This window comes from Pseudomonas sp. C2B4 (assembly GCF_013359695.1).
In the GTDB taxonomy this organism is placed as follows: Bacteria; Pseudomonadota; Gammaproteobacteria; order Pseudomonadales; family Pseudomonadaceae; genus Aquipseudomonas.
In genome coordinates this window covers 1-17,238 of sequence record NZ_JABFMU010000029.1, presented here as the reverse complement: position 1 = coordinate 17,238, position 17,238 = coordinate 1, and the positions used below count along the sequence as shown (strand labels likewise).

Here is a 17,238-nt window from a genome sequence, read left to right as displayed (position 1 = left end):
TTGGTCGGTTTGCTGCGACGTGCTGTAGGCAATGTTCGCGGCGTCGGCAACGGCTTGTTCCTGATTGACCTGATCGGTAATCACCGTGGCGAACTTCACCACTTTGTAGAGCTTGTTGTTGGCATCGACGACGGGGTTGTAGGACGCCTCCAGCCAGACCGTACGACCATGGCTATCGATACGCTTGAAACGACCAGCCACGTACTCTCCCGCGTTCAGGCGGCGCCAGAAATTCTGGTACTCGGCACTGTTGGCCTCATCCGGCAGGCAGAAGGTGCGGTGATGCTTGCCCTTGATCTGCGCCAGGCTGTAGCCCATCCCGGACAGAAAGCGATCGTTGGCGGCCAGCACATTGCCATTGAGGTCGAACTCGATCACCGCCGTCGAACGCACCAGCGCGCCGATGAGGTTTTCATGTTCACGGGAGGCCTCGATGGTGCGGGTCAGGTCGCTGGAGAAAATCGAGAATTGCTTGATCCGGCCATCCGAGGACCGCACAGGCTGTACGATTGAACGCAGCCAGGCTTCCTCGCCGGTACCACGCAACAGGCGCACTGCACCGGCAAAGTGCTCGCCACGGGTCAGCGCGGTTTTGAAACGTTGGTGGAATTCATCGGTTTTCACATGATCAGGGACGATATCCTCGATGTGCCGGTCGATCAGCTCGTGGCTCTTGTAGCGCATTTCATCGAGGAAGTTCTGATTGACCGATTGCACCCGCCCATCAGAACCAAGGGTCAGCACGAGCATCTCGCTTTCCAGACTTTCCTTCACTTGCTGAAGGCTGGAAAGTTCTTCACGAAGAGCCGACAGCTCCTGCTTCAAGCGTTTATTGAACATGGGACGCACCGATGGGATAGAAAGCGATATGCAGCCTAGCCATCGGCCTTGTGGGTCTTTTCTGAAGAGCGTTTCAGCTTTGTCCTACAAAAAAAGTTGCACAGCGTCAGCCGCTCCCTTCGATCACAGGGTACCGGCGGCGGAGCAACCGGCCATTCTCGGCATACGCGTACCGAAGTACGCAGCACTGCTCGCGCCCACCGCGCCCATCACCGCACAGAAAATCACGCAGATCCATGGGCTCCACGGCATCAGACCGATCAATAGCAGCGGTGTGATACTCGCCCATGCGGCGTAGGCAATGTTGTACGTGAAGGAGATACCCGACACGCGAATTCGCGCAGGGAACAGACTGACCATCACCGACGGCACTGCACCGACCACCCCGCAACCAAGCCCCGCGACCGCATAAGCCAGACCGATCCAGTGACCACCGCTGATCAGGCAGCTATAGAGCACGCCGATGCCCAGCGGCAGCAGCAAACTGTAGAGCATGACGGTGCGCCAGGCGCCAATGCGATCGACCAGCAACCCCGCGAGCACGCAGCCAATGTTCAGAAAAACGATGCCCAGTGCACTCAGGGCGAACGTGTGGCTGGCGGTCATGCCGAAGGTTTTCTGCATCATGGTCGGGGTGATCACCACGAACACCACAACGGCCGAAGTCAGCACGCAGGTCAGAATCATCGCCGGCCACATCGCCAGCCGATGCTCACGCAGGACTGCCCGCAGCGGCAGTTCGCCGACCTCCTCACGCCGGGCCTGCATGGCCATGAACACCGGGGTTTCGCTGAGCCAGCGACGCAACCAGACGCCAATCACACCGAACACACCGCCCAGCAAAAACGGGAAGCGCCAGGCGTAATCGAGAATTTCTACCGGAGTGAAGGCTTGGGCCAGGAACGTCGCCGTCAAGGCGCCGAGCAGGTAGCCAAAGGTCAGACCCGCCTGCAAAAAACCCAGGGCGTAACCACGATGGCCAACCGGCGCGTGCTCGGCAACAAATACCCAGGCGCTCGGCACCTCACCGCCCACGGCCGCCCCCTGCAGGACTCGCAGCAGCAACAGCAGCAGGGGGGCGAAATAGCCGATCTGCGCGTAAGTCGGCATGATCCCGATCAGCAGACACGGCAGTGCCATCATCAGGATGCTCAGGCTGAACACCCGCTTGCGCCCCAGTCGATCGGCGAAATGCGCCATCAGGATGCCGCCCAGAGGCCGTGCCAGGTAACCGGTGACAAAGATGCCGAAGCTTTGCAGCAATCGCAGCCATTCCGGCATTTCCGGCGGGAAGAACAGCTGGCTCAAGGTCAGCGCGAAAAATACGAAAATGATGAAATCGTAGATTTCCAGCGCCCCGCCGAGGGCCGCAAGCCCAAGGGTTTTGTAGTCCGAGCGGCTGAACGGCGCCGGACGCGAATCGATGTTGGCAGTCATTGAAAGAACTCTGACACAGGCAAAAACCAAGGCGCCCATGGTCTACGCAAACGCGCCTGCGGACAACCCGTTAGACCAAAGTCCCATAGCCGCAAATCAGCCCCGCAAAAGACCAGCGGTTGATTTACTGTTAGTGCCTGTCCAGACGGGCCCGTGCCGCCCCGAGGACCACAACAAACATAAAAATCCGAGGTATTCCCGTGGCCGCTGATATCGAAGATAGCCGCTCCGCCCGCTTTGCCCTGCGCTGCTCAAGTTTTGCCGAACGCTGGTTCCCCGATTCCTGGGTGTTTGCCGCCCTGGCGGTGATTATCGTCGCCGTGGCCACCATGGCCATGGGTGCCAAACCCACCGACGCCGCCATGGCGTTTGGCGATGGTTTCTGGAGTCTGATCCCCTTCACCATGCAGATGGCGTTCGTGGTCATCGGCGGTTATGTGGTCGCCAGTTCGCCACCGGCGGTGAAACTGATCGATCGCCTGGCGAAACTGCCGAAAAACGGCCGCTCCGCCGTGGCCTGGGTCGCATTGATTTCCATGGTCGCGTCGTTGCTGAACTGGGGCCTGTCACTGGTGTTCGGTGGTTTGCTGGTGCGCGCCCTCGCCCGCCGGACCGATCTGAAAATGGACTACCGTGCCGCCGGGGCGGCGGCTTACCTCGGTCTGGGTGCGGTGTGGGCCTTGGGCCTGTCGTCGTCGGCAGCGCAATTGCAGGCCAACCCGGCCAGCCTGCCGCCGTCGATCCTGTCGATCACCGGGGTGATTCCGTTCACTCAAACCATCTTTCTCTGGCAATCCGGTGTGATGCTGCTGGCGTTGGTCGTCATTTCGATCATCATTGCGTATGCCACGGCCCCTGGCCCGGCTTCGGCGCGTGACGCCAAGGCCTGCGGCGTCGACCCGAGTTTCAATCTGCCGCCCCTGCAACCGCGCACCCGTCCCGGCGAATGGCTGGAGCACAGCCCGCTGCTGACTATCCTGTTGGTGCTGCTGGCCGCCGGATGGCTGTTCCATGAGTTCTCGACCAAACCGGCGATCAGTGCGATCTCCGGCCTGAACACCTACAACTTCCTGTTCATCATGCTCGGGGCCCTGCTGCACTGGCGTCCGCGCAGCTTCCTCGATGCGGTGGCCCGTGCGGTGCCGACCACCACAGGCGTGCTGATCCAGTTCCCGCTGTATGGCTCGATCGCCGCGTTGATGACCACGGTCAAAGGCGCCGATGCGCAGACGCTGGCTCACCATATCTCGACCTTTTTCGTCAGCATTGCCTCCCACGACACCTATGCGGTGTTGATGGGCGTCTACTCGGCGATTCTCGGCTTCTTCATCCCGTCCGGCGGCGGTAAGTGGATCATCGAAGCGCCGTACGTGATGCAAGTGGCCAACGACTTGAACTACCACCTGGGCTGGGCCGTGCAGATCTACAACGCCGCCGAAGCACTGCCTAACCTGATCAACCCGTTCTACATGCTGCCGCTGCTGGGTGTGCTGGGGTTGAAGGCACGGGACTTGATCGGATTTTCGTTCGTGCAGTTGCTGGTGCACACGCCGCTGGTGCTGGTGTTGCTGTGGGCACTGGGGACGACGCTGGCGTATACGCCACCGGTGATGCCGTAAAACCCAAAGGAGCCGATATTTCTATCGGCTCCACTCTTTGTCCGGTCATGTCTGCTTCAATAAGGTTTGGATCTAAACGCTGAAAAGGACCTGTGCATGTTCAAACTTGCAGGACTCTCCCTCGCCGCCCTCGCCCTGAGCGCCACCGCCCACGCCGATGTCAGCCTGAAGCTGGGCAACACCGAACGCGTCACCCGGCTGTTTTCTTATCCAAACAATTGCAATGTGATTTGCTTTCGCAACTGGACGCTGGAGCAAACCGTCGAGCATTACCTGACCCAAAGCGTGCAACGCGACGGTTACAGCGACGCGAAGGTTTTGGTCAAAACCGATAAGGGTCAGCTCGTCGCCGACATCAGCGGAGTGCCCAGAAGTTATGAAAAACCTTTGGCCGCGCTGCTCGATGCGGGCGATCTGGCCTATAACGGCGCCAGCAAACTGAATGCCGACGGCAAGTGGGCGTATAGCTGGAACCTGTTCCTGCCACTGGGCCTGGCGCTGGAAAACCGCAGAAGCGTCGAGTTGCTGCACTTCCCCCCGGACTATTCGCTGACCCAAGCCCAGGATTACCTGAGGTCCGACACGACGGATCGCTGGGCCTCGTTGTTGACCATCAACGGTATCCCGGCCGAACAGACGCCGGGCTTCCAGACCATCATCGATATCGCCCCGATTGCCGCGCCATCCAACGCCGGCAAGGACCTGGAAGGTGTCTACGACTATTTCAAGGATTACCAGGCCACGATGGTCAAAAACATCAGCGTGCATGCCAGCGGAATAGCATTGCCGATGGTCGCCTTCGGTACGCCAGTGCGTAACTGGATCAAGCAGCAGTACGGGCCGACCGTGAATGTTCTGAGCCTGGTCAACATCAGCCCGAGCGACGGCGTGAAAGTGCCCGTATTGGGTTCCAACCACCCGAGTTACATCTGGTACGTCGCCGACCCGGCCAGCTATACGGGCAAAGATGCCCAGGCCAAGGCCGATACGGCGGGCCTGAAAGTCATGGGGCAGGATTTGAGTGTCGCCTGCTGGCAAGCCGCCATGGGCCGGGACCCGGAGAGCAATCCCGACATCGAGCTCAAAAGTTGTACCCAGACCTGGCAAGTGGCCCAGAAAGAGAAAACCTGCGAGTTGTTCTACACTTCGATCCGCAACCTGAAGACCGCACAGGCCGTGGCCAAATGCGCGTCAGCGACAATTGCGCCCCAACTCAAGCAGCTCAAGGCGCCAGCGCCGGCCACCGCGCTTCCCCCGCCGCCATTCTAGGATGAACGGCGGTCATCCTGTCAGTTGTGACAGTAGACCGCCCGTTCTATCTGCGAGAGGCTTGGGCCGTACCCATGTGCTGCAGTGCTGACAGGATCGTCAGCAGATGGAGGTCGCAGCACCTAGCCGACAAGGATCGTTATGAAAGCCAATGCATCGCACCACTCTCCCGCACGTCCCCCCGAAGGTGTCTACCCCTTTACCGAGCTGCCCCTACAGTTAGGTTTTCCGTCCCTGGCCGACTTCAAGATCATCACGAACAACACCGGTAAACCGGTGGCCGCCATGGCACTGCGCGAGTTTCCCCGAATGAGCCGAGTCTGCCGAGTGTCGGGGCACTTGCTGCCCTATCGCGGCCAACATACCCGGCAATTGGCGCCCGGCGTACATGTCTACGACCCGCGCTTTTGCGGATTGCTGCAGCACTCGTGTAACCCCAATGTTTATCTCGAATTGATCGATCTGTGGTTATGGGCGCTGCAGGACATTCAAACAGGCGACTCGCTGACGATGGATTACACCGTCAGCGAAGACAAACTGCTGCGCCAGTTCGCCTGTCGCTGTGGCGCGCACAATTGCCGGGGCTGGATCACCGGCTACGATGAGCAGCCCAACGCCGACGGCCAGCGTTTTTTACAACACTGGCGTCGGCTGTAGGAACAAAGCCAACGGGGCTTACAGCGGCTCGAACGGACGCAGGCGGTACTGCGGCGGCAATTGCTCGAAGCCGCTGATGGTGGTGTTCAGGCTTTTCCAGCGACCGTCCTTGATGCCATAAATGCAGCCGTGGATCGACAGGTTCTGCCCGCGATGCCAGGCGTTTTGCACGATGCTGGTGTGGCCGACGTTGGCCACTTGCTGGATCACGTTCAGTTCGCAGAGGCGATCCACCCGTTCCTCTTCGGTGGCCAGTTGGGCGAGTTCATCGCGCTTTTCGTAGTAAAGATCGCGAATCGAACGCAGCCAGCCATCGATCAGGCCAAACTGGCGATCCTGCATCGATGCGCGTACACCGCCGCAGCCATAGTGGCCAGTGACAAGGATGTGCTTGACCTTGAGCACGTCGACCGCGTACTGAATCACCGACAGGCAGTTGAGATCGGTATGCAACACAACGTTGGCCACGTTGCGGTGTACGAACAGATCCCCCGGCAACATGCCAACGATCTCGTTGGCCGGCACGCGCGCGTCAGAGCAGCCGATCCACAGGTATTCAGGTGTTTGCTGGCGAGCCAGCTTGGCAAAGAAATCCGGATCTTCCTTGGTGATTGCGTCAGCCCAACGCTCGTTGTTATCAATCAGGTCTTGTAAGTCGTGCATGCTGGGAAGCCTCAAGAATGATTTGCTGCTTTGACAGACAGCCGCCTGTCGGGGTCACGAAAGGATCACAGGTGTTTTCATTGGAATTCTCATGTGCCCGGTGAGTCCACCTAGTAAGACTCATAGTATGAGGAATGGCCATGACTGAATCACGACGTCCCTACGATGCAGTGCAACCGGAGCCCGTTGATGATAACGAAGACCGCATGGGTTCGGTGCACGAGCTGGATTTCGATGAGGAAGAACCCGGCGCCAAAATCGGTGACGAACTGACGGGCGAGCAACGGATGTCGCGCAGGCGCGTACGTGAAGCTGGCATGACCGGTGCTTCGACCTCTGACCATGAACCCACTGAAGACGACATGAGTCCTGAAACCCTGATCCGGGAAGATGGTGCCCGGGATGCCCATGAAACCGGTGCTGACAGCCAGGCTGATTGGGATTTGAGCATTGTCGATGAAGAGGACATCGGGGGTGGCAAGGGGTTGGATGAAGCGGAACTGGCGCGGCGTGATCCGCTCGACAAAAAGCGCTGATTTTCAGTGCCTGCCAGGACGCCTTCGCGAGCAGGCTCGCTCCCACAAAGACCTGGATGAGTCACAGTATTTATGTACTAAACAGGCTCACTGTGGGAGCGAGCCTGCTCGCGAAGCTTTCAATCTCAATCGACCAAAGTACAGGCCATGACCACCGCATCTTCGCGCCCACCCACCGCCGGGTAGTAATCCCGCCGCCGGCCGATCTCGTTGAAGCCATAGCGCTCATACAACTTGAACGCCGCAGTATTGCTGTCGCGTACCTCCAGGAAACACTCCCGGGCATCGGCCTTGTAGGCAATCGACATCAGATGCTCCAGCAGCGTCAAACCCAGGCCACGGCCCTGGTTTTCCGGTTTGACGGTGATATTCAGCAGATGCGCCTCGTCGAGAATGATCTGCACCACACCGTGGCCGACCTGCTGTTGACCTTCGAACATCAGCCAGATCTGGTACTTGCCCAGGCCATCGAGAAAAATGCCGCGGGTCCAGGGGTGACTGTACGCGGCGTATTCGATTTTCAGTACAGCTTCCAGGTCCGCCTCGGTCATCGGGCGGAACGATACAGCGTCACTCATTCGATTCTTTCCAGCGCGCCATCAGCCGACGCATGGCTTGCCAGACATCAGCCTTACGCTGTGGCTCTTCCATTAATAATTCCAGGCCCGGCAAGGCCCAGACAGAACCCAGGCCTTCGACCTGGAGTTCGCGGTTGTAGGATTCGGCGCTCGCCTCACCGGCAAAGCGCACCGCCGGCAGGCCGATCAGCCACAAACAGACGCACGGTGCGTCTTCCAGTCGAGCCGAGAGAAAACCCTGCACGAAGTCGCGAGCGGCTTCCGGCCCCTGATCCATGGAACCACGCACCAGCAGCGGCCAACGCACCGGCTCACCAACGATCTGTGGGCTGTCCGGCAGACCGGCGGCGCGCAGCATGTCCTTGAGCAGCAAATACGCCGGATCGCGGCTCTGAAAGGCTTCGCCTGTGGGTAACTCCACCAACAGCAGGCAACGCCCGGCTCGCAGCAATTGCAGGGCGAATCGCGGAGGCGGTACAGGTGCGACTTTGGCGACGACCGGCGCCTCTTCGGCCTCTTCCACCGGTTTGGCCCCGGTGCGCGTGCTCGCCAGCGACGGTCGCGGCACCTCGATCTTCACCCGCTCGGCTGGTTTGACCACAGGCTCCGCGGGAACCTCGGCCACAGGCGCTGGTGCTTGCGGGGCAACGACCAACGGCTCGGGCGGCTCCAGCCATTCGGGCCGCGACGGCGCAGCAAAGGGCAATTCGGTACGCGGCAGCCAGTTGACCACCTGCATGGCGCTCAGATAGGCGCGGCGACGGGACTCGATAAGCAAAGGTCAGCCACTTGTGGATAACTAAAGTGCGGAGATTCTACCGCCCTTCGCTAAAGATCGCCTGCTGTTGATCGATAGACTTGACCTAAAGAAAAGCGACAGCCCGTCCCGAGAGTGAATCGACACGCCAGCGATGCAGTACAATCGCGGCTTTTAATCGCCAACCAGCCGGCCATTCCGATGATCGAACCCAAGCGCGTCTTGCGCGCCCTCGCTGAACACTGGGCACTTCTGGAGCCACTGTGCGAGCACTTCGACCAAGGCACCCTCAGCCTCAACGAATTGCGTTCACAGTTGGCCGCCCAGCAACTGGACAGTACGCCGCAGGACATCACCAGCCTGCTGGACGTGTGGATTCGCCTCGACATTCTGGTTCCCGTGGCCAAAAGCCCGAACCGTTTCGAGCTCAATGCGCAGATTCACGACTTCCTCGCCTATCTGCGCCGTGAACACCGCCTGGGCCTGTGCCTGGAGATCGAAGCCTACCTGCGCCACCTCGAACGCCTGGCCGGTTACATCCAGGACGCCTTCGATATTCGCGATGGCAATGACCTCGCGCGCCAACTGCGTCTGCTCGACATGCGTGTGCGCGATGTCTTGAAGAAACTGGCCAACGACGAACAGGCACTGGTGGTCGTCGCCGAGCGGGCCAAGACCAGCGACCGGCAGATCCCGTTGCGCCAGCGTTATGCCGAGGTACTGGCGACCTGGGACGAATACGTCGAGCCGATGATCCAGTTGGTGAACGCTGACGGCGCTTTCGAACAAGGCGTGAGAAAGGTCGAAAACGTACTGCTGAAGATGCTCACCGAACAGCAGCGCCTCGGCCATCTGGTCGACGACGACATGCTGCTGCGCACCCACGCGCGCATTCTCGAAATGCAGACCAGCGCCCAATTGACCCTGCGTCATGCCCGCGAACTGCTGCTGCCGCTGCGCGAAGAAGCGCGCCGGCACAACGCCGTGACCCGGGGGGCCGCGCTGGCCCTGTCGATGATTCGTCGCAAGGGCATCGACGCCGTGCCACAAGCGGCCATGCCGATGTTTACCCGGCCACAAAGCACCTTCCTTGGCAGCGCCAGCCAGGTCGAGGCCTACGTTTACGCCCTGGCCCGTTTCGAACCGAAACCGGCACGCTTCCCTAAGGCGCACAAGACCAACAAGGGCGGCGATGCCCCTCGCGCACCGCGCACGGTCCGGGAGATGCTCGACCGTTGCGAAGACGCCTTGCCGATGCCGGACCTGATGACCTGGCTGCTGGAACAGGAACCGGACGGCGCCACCGACGAATTGCTGTACTGGTTCTCGCGCCTGTCACGGGAAAAACGCTTCAAGCGCGAGCGCCTGGAACGTCGCGACTACTACACACACGAGCACCAGGTCAGCCTGCGCTCCTTCGCCCTGCTCTCGGCCGGTGATGACGCCTCCGAGAATTCTGCGAGCACACCACATGCATCTTGATCTTTCCGAACTGTCCCAGCTGGCGCCGATCTTTCGCGAGCTGTTCAAGGGTTACCACGTCAGCCGTCGCGACCCGGAGCTGTACGCACAGCTGTCGAACTTTCAGGACCAGTACCGCACGCTGTTCAAGGCCCTGGGTTTTGAACTGGTGTGTGACACCCGAGGTTTCTACTACTTCGTTCCGGACCTCGCCGCCGCCGCGGTGAACAAGACCGCCCAGCGCCTGGCGCTGTTCACCTTCATTCTCGTCGAGCATCTGGCCGACCAGGGTCGCGACCCGATCGCCGTACTCGACGGTGGCAGCATCGGCCGCGATGAACTGCCCTCGTTGCTTGAAAAATACCGCGACCTGTTCATCCAGGCCGAAGTGCAGACTCAGGACGAGCTGGAAGAAAAGATCATGCGCCGCATGACCCAGCTCGGGTTTGCCAGCGAAGAAAACGGTGTTTATCGATTCCTGCCGCCCATGCACCGCTTCCTCGACGTATGCCTGTCAGTGCAGCAGGACCGCGACCTCGCCGCCAGCCTGCACAGCGTGCTGCCATTGCCGGCACCGGTGCTGATCGACGAAGACAGCGACGAAAAACTGCTGCAGACCGACGATCCGCTCGACCTTAGTGAATTCGAAGGCGAGAGCGAAGAAGACGCGCTGGCCCGCGCCATTGCCGAAGAACAGGAGCTCGACGCATGAGCAAGGAACGCTACGGCATCCGCCGCTTTGCCCTTTTGAACACTGCCGGCTACAGCCTCGGCCTGTTTCCGCTGGAAGAGCCGCTGTCGGTCTACGGCGCGAACAACCTCGGTAAATCCGCCTCGATCAACGCCTTGCAGTTCCCGATCCTGGCGCGCATGTCGGACATGAGTTTCGGCAAGTACAGCCTGGAACAATCCCGACGTTTCTACTTCGCCTCGGACACCAGCTACATCCTGGTCGAAGTCTCGCTGCCCCACGGCCCGCATGTGATCGGCGTGGTCGGCCGCGGCCCGGGCGGTGGTTTCGGTCACCAGTTCTTTGCCTACGCCGGCAAACTGGACCTGGCCCATTACCAGAAAAACGACACCTGCCTGCGCCAGAAGGAGCTGTTCACCAACCTCGAGCGTGAAGGCCTGAAAGCCTACGAACTCAAGCCGGACGAACTGCGCCGTTTGCTGGTTGGTGGTCACACGTCAATTCCGCTGGACCTGACGCTGATCCCGCTGCGCTCCACCAGCGAACAGAGCCTGAAGACCTTCCGGGCGTTGTTCATCAACCTGCTGCACATGCGCGAAATCACTGCGGCCAAGCTCAAGCAACTGTTCCTCGATGCCTTCGAGCACAGCCTGCGTTCCGGCAGCGTGGACTACATCGCCGCGTGCGAAGAAGCCTTCCGCGATGTACGACGCATGGAACAGGACTACAACTCGCTGGTCGCCGCCGGTCCATTGGTCGAAGCACTGGCCAACGGCGTGAAACAGCGCGACGTGCTGCGCGGCAAACTGCATCGCCTGTCGCCGCTGCTCGACTCGCTGCTCGGCACCTGGTCGGACTACGCCAGTGCGCGCAAGGAAGAGCTGACCATCCAGGCCGAGCACTACCGTCGCGAGCAGGACGAACTGCAAAACGATCAGCGCGGCGGCACGCAGGAACTGATGCGTCTGGAGCGGGAAATCACTGGTATCCAGCGCTGGCTTGGCGAGTTGTCGGTGCTCAAGCATCGCTTCGCCCTGGTCGACGACGTCAAAGTACTTGAGCAACAACTGCTCGCCGCCAAAGATGCTCACGACGAATTGGCCGGTGCTCTGGCCCAGTCGCGCCAGTTCAGCGCCGAAGACCTGGAAGAGCGTCTGCGGGACCTGGAAAAGCGCCTGAAGTCGGTCAAGCAGCAACTCGATCACGCCGACAACAACAGCTACGCCCGCCTGCGCGAAGAGTTCTCGCAACAGGATGTCGAGCGCCTGATGCGTCTGTTCAACAGCGCGCTGTTCAGCCTGCCGCTGGGCGAACATGGCATTGCGCTGGACGAGAATGGCGATTGGGTCAAATCCGTGGAATTGATTCTCGATGGGTTCAAAGGCGAGCGCTTCGAAGTGCCGGGCCTGTCCATCGACCTCTCGCACATCGAACCACCCGCACTGCAAGCCCTGGCTGACCGTGCGGCGTTGCGCGACCAGAAAGAGCGTCTGGACAAAGAACTCAAGCAACTGAAAACCCAGCAAGCCGTGGCCGCCGACCGCGCCGCGAGCAAGACTCAGACTGAAGCGCTGTATCAGCAAGTGCTGGATGCGCAGAAAGCCCTGGAAGACTTCCGTCGCGCGCAAACCTTGAGTGCCGAAGAAGGCGACAAGCTTGAACAGTTGGCGCAGATGGAAGCCGCGCAGGACGAATTGAAGCGCTCCAGCGATGCCTTCACCGAACGCGTCCAGCAACTGTCGGCCAAGCTGCAACTGGTCGGTCGGCAGATCGCTGACATGGAAGCCAAGCAACGCACCCTCGACGACGCCCTGCGCCGCCGTCAGTTGCTGCCGGCAGACTTGCCGTTCGGCACGCCGTTCATGGACCCGGTCGACGACTCCATGGACAACCTGCTGCCGCTGCTCAACGACTACCAGGACAGCTGGCAAGGCCTGCTGCGTGCCGATGGCCAGATCGAAGCGCTGTACGCTCAGGTGCGCCTCAAGGGCGTGGCCAAATTCGACAGCGAAGACGATATGGAGCGTCGCCTGCAACTGCTGATCAACGCGTACGCACACCGTACCGATGAAGCCCTGACCCTGGGCAAGGCCCGTCGTGCAGCCGTGACCGACATCGCCCGGACCCTGCGCAACATTCGTAGCGACTACGACAGCCTCGAACACCAACTGGCGCTGTTCAACCGCGAGATCAACAAGCGTCAGGTGTCCAACCTGCAAAGCTTCCGTATCGTCCTCGCGCCGAACAAGGAAGCGCTCAAGCACATCGACCAGATCATCCACAGCGCCGGCCAGTACGAAGAAGGCGAGACGCTGTCGGTGTTCGACCTGAGCCAGAGCGCGGAACAGGACAACAAGAACGAAGAGGCCAAGGAATACCTGGCGCGCCTGGTCGCCGCCAACCACAACCAGCTCGGCCTCAAGGACCTGTTCGAATTGGCGTTCGAGATCACCAAGGTCAACGGCCAGCCGGTGATCCACACCGACATCGACGGCGCCGCATCCAACGGCACCACCATGACCATCAAGGCGCTGACCAACATGTATTTGTTGCTGCACTTGATGGATCGCGACCTCGCCGGGCGCGTGCGCTTGCCGTACTACCTCGATGAGGCAGCGGACATCGACGAGAGAAACCAGGCAGCCCTGCTGGAAACCAGCCTGCAACTGGGTTTCGTGCCGATCCTGGCGAGTGTGAAGCCGCAAGTCTGCGCCAGTGTCGCCATCGACCTGGAAGGCGGCAGTGGCCCGGCCGGTATCTACATTGACGAAGCGGACTGGAAGTACATTCGTCGTCACGATCAGGTGAAGGCGACGGTCAATGTCGAAGCGGATGAACCGGAGCTGGATGCGGTTTGATTGGCTTTAACTGATGACAACAAAAAGGCCGCGATCCATATTGGATCGCGGCCTTTTTTGTGGGCGTTCATTCGGCTTTTCGGTGCATTCCAGGGCCTCTTCGCGGGCAAGCCCGCGAAGGCGTCATCACAGGCGCACTATCATTTCCCTGCTACTTGCCGAGGGAAATCTTCGGCGCCCAGGTCAGCCATTCCTCTTCAAACTTGTCGAACAGCGGGAACGTCTGCTCCGGACGCACCGCACTGCCCATGCGATCGCCATCCGGCGTGGCAAACGCGACACCGCCCTGAATCATGGTTTCCAGCGATTCAGTACGCACCGTCGCGCCTTTGAACAGACCCACATCAAAATCAAAACCGCTGGTGTTCCAGAAGCGGGTGCCACTACGCACCAACGGCGCATATTTCGGCTCAATGAGGATGTGGATCAACACCCGGTCCGCCGTCTGCCCCAGCTCATACCCCGTCACCTTGCCCACCGTGATTTCGCGATAGGTCACAGGCACCCCGGCCTTCAGCGAGCCACGGCGGGCAGCGCTCAAGACCAGGCTCAATCCGGCTTCGGTCTTGGCGGTCTCAGGCGGACTGGACAGCGCGACAAAGTTCTTCTGCGGACCCAGGTTCTTCGATGCAGGCTGCACTTCGATGTATTGCCCGGTCACCAGTGTCTCAAGGTTCGACGTCTTGATCAGTCCCAGCTCCGGCTTGACCACCCAGAACTCGCTGCCGACCCGGGCGATGCGATCAGGCACTTCAGTGATACGGGCCGTGAGCAGCACCGATTGCAGATCATCGCTGAGGTCAACATTTTCGATCTTGCCGACATCCAGCCCTTTGTAGCGAATCGGTGTCCCGACGCGCAGGCCATCGGCACGGTCAACCTTGAGCGTGATCATTGCGCCTTTTTGCGTGGCGTCTTCATGGCTGGCAAACAACCGGAAACGAGGAATACGCCGCTGCAGCGGGGCCTTGGCCTCCGGTGTTTCAAAGGCAATACCGCCGGCCATCAGGCTTTGCAACGACTCGCTCTTGACTTGAATCCCGCCGGTCAGCCCGCCGGTCAGCGTAATGCCGCTGGCATTCCAGAAACGTGTCGAAGCGTTGACCAGGTTTTCGTACTCCTTCTCGATGTGGACACCGATCACCAATTGGTTTCTCTTGCGCGAAAACTGATAGCTCTGAACCGAACCCACTTTGACCTGTTTGTAGAGAACCGGGCTGCCGACTTCCAGCGAACCGAGGTTTTCAGTGAACAACACCAGGTGCAGGCCTGGTGAACGAAGATCCAGCGGCGGAGCCTTGGGTCGCGCGACGAACTCACGTTGTGGCGCAGCACCTTTGTCTCCGGGACGCACGGCGATGTAGTTACCTTTGACCAACGCCTCGAGCCCCGTGATGCCGGCGAGTGAGATCGAGGGTTTAACCACCCAGAATTGAGTACCGTCGACCAGGTAATCCTCGGCCAGTGGGTCCAACGTCAATTCCGCGCTGGCGGCGTTGAGGTCCGGATCGACCTTCAGCGCCTTGAGTGTGCCGACCTGAATGCCTTTGTACATCACCGGTGTGCGACCGGCCTGCAAGCCTTCGAAGTCACTGAGCTTGACCTTGACCTTGATCCCGGCCGCGGCGGCATCGAAGTCTTCATAGAGACGGAATGGCAGACTTGGATCAGTTGGTGGACTGTCCTTGCGGTTTTCCGGTGTGGCAAAGGCAATACCACCAGCAACGATGCTGGCGAGGGATTCACTGCGTACTTTCACGCCAGACAGATTGGCGTCGATGCTGATACCGCTGGCGTTCCAGAATCGCGTGTGTTTGCGCACCAACTTGGCGTACGTCGGCTCGATGAACACCTTGAGCTCAACAGTGCTCTGGTCCTCGGACAGCAAGAAGCTTTTGATCTGGCCAACCTTGATCTGCTTGTAGAACACCGGGCTGCCACGGTTCAGCGAGCCCAGACGATCGGCCTTGATTGTCAGATGCAGGCCAGGTTGTGCATCGGACAAGGGTGGTTCTTCAGCCAGCGCCTTGAACTTGCGGACAGGCTCCCCTTCGCCCGGGCTGATCGCGACGTAATTGCCTGAGACCAGCGTCTCCAGTCCCGTGATACCGGCCAGGCTCACGCTCGGCTTGACCAACCAGAAGCGTGTACTGGTACGCAGGTACTGCTCCACATCCTTATTCATCTCGATGGTCGCTATCACACCTTTGGAGGCGCCCTCGTCATCGAGTTTGAGCGCCTTCACTTTGCCGACCGACATGCCCTTGTAGACCACTTCGGTCTTGTTGGATTGAATGCCCTCGCCGCTTTCGAAGCGTACCTGGATCTCGATACCGGTCTCGTTGTACGCACGCCAGCCAAGCCAGCCACCAATCATCAAGGCGATCAGGGGCAACACCCAGATGGCGGACCAGTTCGAGGCCGGTCGGGTTTTCGCTACAGGCAAATCAGTCATGGTCGTCGTCCGACTCCGTGTTATCCCAAATTAGTCGGGGATCGAAAGTTACTGCGGCAAGCATTGTCAAAATCACCACGCTGGCAAATGCGATAGCCCCAAGATTGGCCTCGACGCTGGCAAGCCGTCCAAAATTCACGACCGCCACCAGAATGGCGATCACGAAGATATCAAGCATCGACCAGCGGCCGATGAACTCGATGAAGCGGTACATCCAGATGCGCTGCCGGGCCGAGAGTGGCTGATGACGCTGCACGGAGTACAACAGCAGTGCGATGCCTACCAGTTTGAAGGTGGGCACCAGAATACTGGCGATAAAGACCACGGCTGCGATGGGAATCATGCCGTGCTGCACCAGTTGAATGACACCGGACATGATGGTGCTGGGATCACCCTTGCCCAGTGAGCTCACGGTCATGATCGGCAGAACGTTGGCCGGTATGTAGAGAATTGCCGCCGTGATCAGCAACGCCCAGGTCCTCATCAGACTGTTCGGACGTCGGGCATGAACCAACGCACCACAGCGAGTACAGACCTGTTCGTCGGTATCAGCTTCCTGCCTGTTCAATTCATGGCATTCGGCACAAATCAGAATGCCTGCATCAATCGCCCGCATGGGCATCCTCTCCTGATAATGCCTGCCAGATCTGGTGAGGCGACATCACAACCTCCAACCAGACCTGAACCAATAACAACCCGATGAAGCACGCCAATCCAAGACCTACGGTCATGGCTGCCATATCTGCCAGTTTTACGATCGCCACCAGCACGCCCATGAGGTAGACCTCAAGCATTCCCCAGTCTCGTAGATGGTGATAAATCCGATAGAGCAGCAAGCCGTAGCTACGACCGACATCGAAACGGATACTCAGCAGGACGGCCAGTTGACAGAGCAGCTTGAGCAGCGGGATACCCATACTGCACAGGAAGACGATGACGGAAACGCCTTGCATGTCCGTGTTGAAAAGGCCGACAACACCGCTCCAGACAGTATCCTGCGATGACTGCCCGAGTAGATTGAGCTGCATGATGGGTAAAAAGTTCGCCGGGATGTACAGCAAAAGTGCCGCAATCACCAAGGCGAGACTGCGCTGTACGACGTTATATCGATGGGCGTAGAGCTCGTAGCCACAGCGCGGGCACAGGGCTTTCTCGCCGTGGGCGAGTTCAGGCTTGCGCATCAGCAAGTCGCACTCATGACACGCCACCAAATCGTCCAGCGGTAATTCTGACAGCCCGGAGGCATCAACCGGATCTGGCATAAAGACTCTGGCTCCGAAAAAGTTGGGACTATTCTAGTGCCCTGAATCAAAAATAACTGTGCAAATTTGTGCGCAAGCACATCGTGCTTTTCTAGCGGAAAAAACAAAACCCCAACTGCTTTCGCAATTGGGGTTTCGGAATTTAATCTTGACGA

The 17,238-nt window shown here is 59.6% G+C and carries 14 protein-coding genes and 1 pseudogene; 7 read left to right on the top strand and 8 right to left on the bottom strand.

Translation table 11 applies throughout. The annotated features are described in order from the left end of the window. Window positions 1-111 precede the first annotated feature (111 nt). Window positions 112-750 (bottom strand): annotated as a pseudogene (locus HNQ83_RS31675) (PAS domain-containing protein); the annotation flags it as partial. A gap of 213 nt (window positions 751-963) precedes the next feature. Next, a complete protein-coding gene (locus HNQ83_RS18335; RefSeq protein WP_175390237.1) occupies window positions 964-2,277 on the bottom strand; it encodes an MFS transporter in 1,314 nt (437 codons plus the stop codon). Window positions 2,278-2,477: 200 nt separating this feature from the next. Between HNQ83_RS18335 and HNQ83_RS18330 the strand changes: the two genes are divergently transcribed. The 3 genes from HNQ83_RS18330 to HNQ83_RS18320 all read left to right on the top strand — a co-directional run bounded on the left by HNQ83_RS18330 (window position 2,478) and on the right by HNQ83_RS18320 (window position 5,822). Continuing rightward, window positions 2,478-3,896, top strand: coding sequence for a TIGR00366 family protein (locus tag HNQ83_RS18330; protein ID WP_175390236.1), 1,419 nt, complete (start codon window positions 2,478-2,480; stop codon window positions 3,894-3,896). 96 nt (window positions 3,897-3,992) lie between these two features. Continuing rightward, window positions 3,993-5,165, top strand: coding sequence for a hypothetical protein (locus HNQ83_RS18325; protein WP_175390235.1), 1,173 nt, complete (start codon window positions 3,993-3,995; stop codon window positions 5,163-5,165). A 141-nt stretch (window positions 5,166-5,306) separates the two neighbouring features. Further along, window positions 5,307-5,822, top strand: coding sequence for an SET domain-containing protein-lysine N-methyltransferase (locus HNQ83_RS18320; RefSeq protein WP_175390234.1), 516 nt, complete (start codon window positions 5,307-5,309; stop codon window positions 5,820-5,822). Between the two features lie 18 nt (window positions 5,823-5,840). Here HNQ83_RS18320 and can read toward each other — a convergent pair whose 3' ends face one another. Further along, window positions 5,841-6,485: a carbonate dehydratase gene (gene can / locus HNQ83_RS18315; protein WP_175390233.1), complete on the bottom strand. Its 645-nt coding sequence runs from the start codon at window positions 6,483-6,485 to the stop codon at window positions 5,841-5,843. Between the two features lie 140 nt (window positions 6,486-6,625). On the opposite strand from can, the gene HNQ83_RS18310 reads away from it, so the two are divergent. After that, window positions 6,626-7,021 (top strand): serine kinase/phosphatase, encoded by a 396-nt coding sequence (locus HNQ83_RS18310; RefSeq protein WP_175390232.1) that lies wholly within the window; start codon window positions 6,626-6,628, stop codon window positions 7,019-7,021. A 125-nt stretch (window positions 7,022-7,146) separates the two neighbouring features. On the opposite strand, the gene rimI is transcribed toward HNQ83_RS18310, so the two are convergent. Together rimI and HNQ83_RS18300 are read right to left on the bottom strand one after the other, a co-directional pair. Further along, window positions 7,147-7,599, bottom strand: a complete 453-nt coding sequence (rimI, locus tag HNQ83_RS18305; protein ID WP_007981794.1) for a ribosomal protein S18-alanine N-acetyltransferase — start codon at window positions 7,597-7,599, stop codon at window positions 7,147-7,149. After that, window positions 7,592-8,338, bottom strand: a complete 747-nt coding sequence (locus tag HNQ83_RS18300; protein ID WP_175390287.1) for an energy transducer TonB — start codon at window positions 8,336-8,338, stop codon at window positions 7,592-7,594. The genes rimI and HNQ83_RS18300 overlap by 8 nt, the downstream gene beginning before the upstream one ends. Before the next feature lie 219 nt (window positions 8,339-8,557). Here HNQ83_RS18300 and mksB point away from each other — a divergent pair, with 219 nt between their 5' ends. The 3 genes from mksB to mksF are packed head-to-tail and all read left to right on the top strand — an operon-like array spanning window position 8,558 to window position 13,366. Next, window positions 8,558-9,838 carry an Mks condensin complex protein MksB gene (mksB, locus tag HNQ83_RS18295; RefSeq protein ID WP_175390231.1) on the top strand — a complete coding sequence of 427 codons (1,281 nt, stop codon included), beginning with the start codon at window positions 8,558-8,560 and terminating at the stop codon, window positions 9,836-9,838. After that, the gene (mksE, locus tag HNQ83_RS18290) at window positions 9,828-10,529 is read left to right on the top strand and encodes an Mks condensin complex protein MksE (protein WP_175390230.1); all 702 of its coding nucleotides are present in this window, start codon (window positions 9,828-9,830) and stop codon (window positions 10,527-10,529) included. Before mksB ends, mksE begins: the two co-directional genes overlap by 11 nt. Beyond that, window positions 10,526-13,366 carry an Mks condensin complex protein MksF gene (mksF, locus tag HNQ83_RS18285; protein WP_175390229.1) on the top strand — a complete coding sequence of 947 codons (2,841 nt, stop codon included), beginning with the start codon at window positions 10,526-10,528 and terminating at the stop codon, window positions 13,364-13,366. The genes mksE and mksF overlap by 4 nt, the downstream gene beginning before the upstream one ends. A gap of 151 nt (window positions 13,367-13,517) precedes the next feature. Here the strand turns inward: mksF and HNQ83_RS18280 are convergent, their stop codons facing one another. Genes HNQ83_RS18280 through HNQ83_RS18270 form a run of 3 tightly spaced genes read right to left on the bottom strand, consistent with a single transcriptional unit; the run spans window position 13,518 to window position 17,083 of the window. Continuing rightward, window positions 13,518-15,821, bottom strand: coding sequence for a PqiB family protein (locus tag HNQ83_RS18280; protein WP_175390228.1), 2,304 nt, complete (start codon window positions 15,819-15,821; stop codon window positions 13,518-13,520). Continuing rightward, on the bottom strand, window positions 15,814-16,437 hold the full coding sequence (locus HNQ83_RS18275) for a paraquat-inducible protein A (RefSeq protein ID WP_175390227.1): 624 nt from the start codon (window positions 16,435-16,437) through the stop codon (window positions 15,814-15,816). The genes HNQ83_RS18280 and HNQ83_RS18275 overlap by 8 nt, the downstream gene beginning before the upstream one ends. Beyond that, window positions 16,424-17,083, bottom strand: coding sequence for a paraquat-inducible protein A (locus HNQ83_RS18270; protein ID WP_175390226.1), 660 nt, complete (start codon window positions 17,081-17,083; stop codon window positions 16,424-16,426). Before HNQ83_RS18270 ends, HNQ83_RS18275 begins: the two co-directional genes overlap by 14 nt. Between the last annotated feature and the right edge of the window lie 155 nt (window positions 17,084-17,238).